Source organism: Mesorhizobium sp. M2C.T.Ca.TU.002.02.1.1, from assembly GCF_003997225.1.
In genome coordinates this window covers 1-3,099 of record NZ_RZTO01000737.1, presented here as the reverse complement: position 1 = coordinate 3,099, position 3,099 = coordinate 1, and the positions used below count along the sequence as shown (strand labels likewise).

The 3,099-nt window shown below is 63.5% G+C and carries 1 protein-coding gene and 1 pseudogene; both read left to right on the top strand.

Annotated features, from left to right (window positions below; translation table 11 throughout):
• Window positions 1-2,759 (top strand): tetratricopeptide repeat protein (locus EOD07_RS28540; protein WP_127237743.1); only part of this gene is annotated, 2,759 nt, incomplete at its 5' end.
• A 95-nt stretch (window positions 2,760-2,854) separates the two neighbouring features.
• Window positions 2,855-3,099, top strand: a pseudogene (locus tag EOD07_RS28535) (hypothetical protein); the annotation flags it as partial.

Sequence of the window (3,099 nt, the reverse complement as noted above, 5' to 3'; positions counted from 1 at the left end):
ACCGAGCCGTCGCCTGGGCGGGCAAAGGCAACGACGAACGCGCCATTGCCGATTTCGGCCAGGTGATCGCACTTGATCCGAACGATGCCGGAGCCTGGTTCGCCCGTTCGCTGATACGAGCCCGGCGCGGCGACGCTGCCGGCGCGGCGGAGGATTGCCGCAAGGCCATCGCGCTCGATCCGAAGAAGACTGGCAGTTGCGACGCGGGGCTGGATGTCGGCGAAGCGGTGGCCGCGGAGACCGCGTCCAAGACGGATCTTGCCTCGTTGGCCAAGCAGTTGGAGGCCACCGGCAGGCGGATCCATTCCAAAGAAGCTGCCGCGCAAATCCGAGATGCATTGAAGCAGCAGGTCTCCGGCGACGTGCCCGGCGCGATCGCTTCCTTCGGCTATGCCATCTCACTCGATCCCGACAATGCCGAGGCCTATTACGACCGGGCGGTCGCCGCGGCCTCGCAAGGCGACAATGCCCTTGCCGCGAGCGACTGCCGGCGCGCCGTGGAACTCGACCCGAAACGCGCCGGCGCCTGCGCCGCGCTCATGGCCGGCCAGAAAGCCGTTCCGGCAACGGGAACTTCGGACCAGTCTGCCCAGGATCAAGCCGCCGCGAAGATACTGGTCGAACGCGCAGGCGCGCGTCTGGTGAAATACGGGGTCGACGGCGCGCTGCTCGATTTCGACAAGGCGATCAGCCTCGATCCCAAGAATGCCGACGCCTATCTCGGCCGCAGCCGCGCCAGGACGCTCAAGGGTGACCAGGCGGGCGCGGCGGCGGGTTGCCGGCGCGCCGGGGAGCTGGATCCTGCGCGGACGGGAAGCTGCGACGCCATCGCCCGCAAGGCAGCGGTGGCGGCCAGCGGGGAGCCCGCCACGGGCATTGCCAACGCGGATGGTTCCGACATCGCGGCAAACGAACCCGACCGCGCCGCCGTAGCACCGGCTGACACCGCGGCTTCGGCCGAGCCAGGTGCGAGTGACGATCTTTCGCCTGCCGATCCCAAGTTGGCGAAGCTTATCGACACCAGCGATCCCCGCGTCCTGGTCGCGGTGGCCAAGGGCGACAGCCTCTTGCACGAAGAAAACTATGACGAAGCGATCGAGGCCTATGAAGCGGCCATCGCGATCGATCCCGAGAACCCGCTCGCCTATTTCGGTCGAGGCAAGGCCTTTGATGGCAAGAAGGATTTTGCCCGCGCCATCGCCGATTACGACAAGGCCATCGCCATTATTCCCGACGTCGCCGTGCCCCTCACGCTCCGGGGCCTGGCCAAGGGCGCGGCGGGCGACGCGGACGGCGCGCTTGACGATTGCATCAAAGCTATCAAGCTAGATCCTAAAGCAAGCCGTGCCTTCTTCTGTTCCGGAGCGGCCTGGTACGGCACCGGAGACCCGAAGCGAGCGATCGAGGCCTTTTCATCGGCGATCGAGATCGATCCGAGATACGCCGCCAGCTATTATGGACGCGGCATGGCGCGGCTCGACGTCAAAAACTACGCCGATGCCACTGCCGACTTCGACCAGGCGGCCAAACTAGACCCGCACAATCCAAACTACGCCGCTGCGCGCAAGGCGGCGACGGCCGCGCAGCAGAAAGGCGGCATGGACGGTAATTCGATCGTGCCATCCTCGAAGGAACTCGCGGCTTTCGTCGATCGCGGCTATGCGTTCTACCACAAGGGCAAATATGATCGTGCGATCGCCGAATTCAACAAGGCAATGGCGATCGATCCTCAAGATGCCTCGCCCTATGTCGGACGGGCCATCGCGCTTATCAACAAAGGCAAGTACGACGCGGCAATCAAGGACTACAACAAGGTCATCGGGCTCTACCCCGACTATTCGGACGCTTACATCGGTCGCTCCGTCGCGTGGACCAAAAAGAACCAACCGGATCGCGCCATCGCCGATTTGAGCCGGGCGATCGAGCTCGACGCCAATGACGCGCAGGCCTATTTCGGGCGCGGCGGCGCTTTCGCCGCCAAGGGCGATTTCGACAAGGCGATTGCGGACTACGATCAGGCGCTAAAGCTCGATCCGAAGATGAGCCTCGCCCGCAAGGGCCGCAAGCTGGCGCTGGCGGCAAAGGCAAAGGCGTCAAGCAAGATCGAGAGCGGATCGACGACCTCGGCGTACAGCATTCCACCTGCAGCCAGGGCGGCTTTCAACAAAGGGCAGGCGCTGGACAACAAAAACGACTATGACGGCGCCATCGCGCAATATGGCAAAGCGATTGCGCAGTTCCCCGCCTTCCGGGACGCCTATGTTGCCCGCGCCATCCTTTGGGAGACGAAGGGCGACTATGTCCATGCCATCGCCGATTACAGCCAGGCGATAGCCATCGATCCGGACATCGGTGACACCTACAGCGATCGCGGCCGCGTCCTCAGCTACCAGGGGGACTTTGACGGAGCGTCGGCGGACTACGAAAACGCCGTCCGTCTCGACCCAACGAACGCAAGGATCTATGCCGGCCGGGGCGCGTTCCGCATGAAGCTCCATGAGGACACGGGAGCACTCAGCGATTACGAGACGGTGCTTAGACTGGATCGCAACAATGTTTTCGGTTACTTCGGCCGCGGCACGATCCGGGCCCGCAAAGGCGACTATGATGGCGCCATCGCCGACCTCAACCAAGCGATCAAGTTAAGGCCAAATTTCGCTGCCGCGTACAAATCGCGAAGCGCGGTGTGGGCAGCCAAGGGCGATTTGAAACGCGCCGAGGCCGACCGCAAGAAGGCACTGAGCCTCGGGGCGGAGTGAGAAGGGTGTCGGAGCGCGGGCGGATGTCACCCTGGAAATGGTTGCAAGTGGTGGCGGTCGTCCCCGTGAGCATCATTGGGTCTCACGTGATGCCAATGATGTTCGGCGGCGGACATCGCCACCATCAGCCAATGGCGATGCCGCCCCGGACGCTGACCACCGCCGACATCGATGCCGAGATCCGGAAGCAGAATCTCGGAATCTTCGAGGCCATCGCCCGGGAGTTTCCGGACGACTACGATGCGATGCTGCGTAAGATCACTGCCGCGGCCCAGGCTGGAAACCAAACAGAAGTGCGCAATATCAGCAGGCAGGCGGTCGCTGATCTCAGGCATAGATA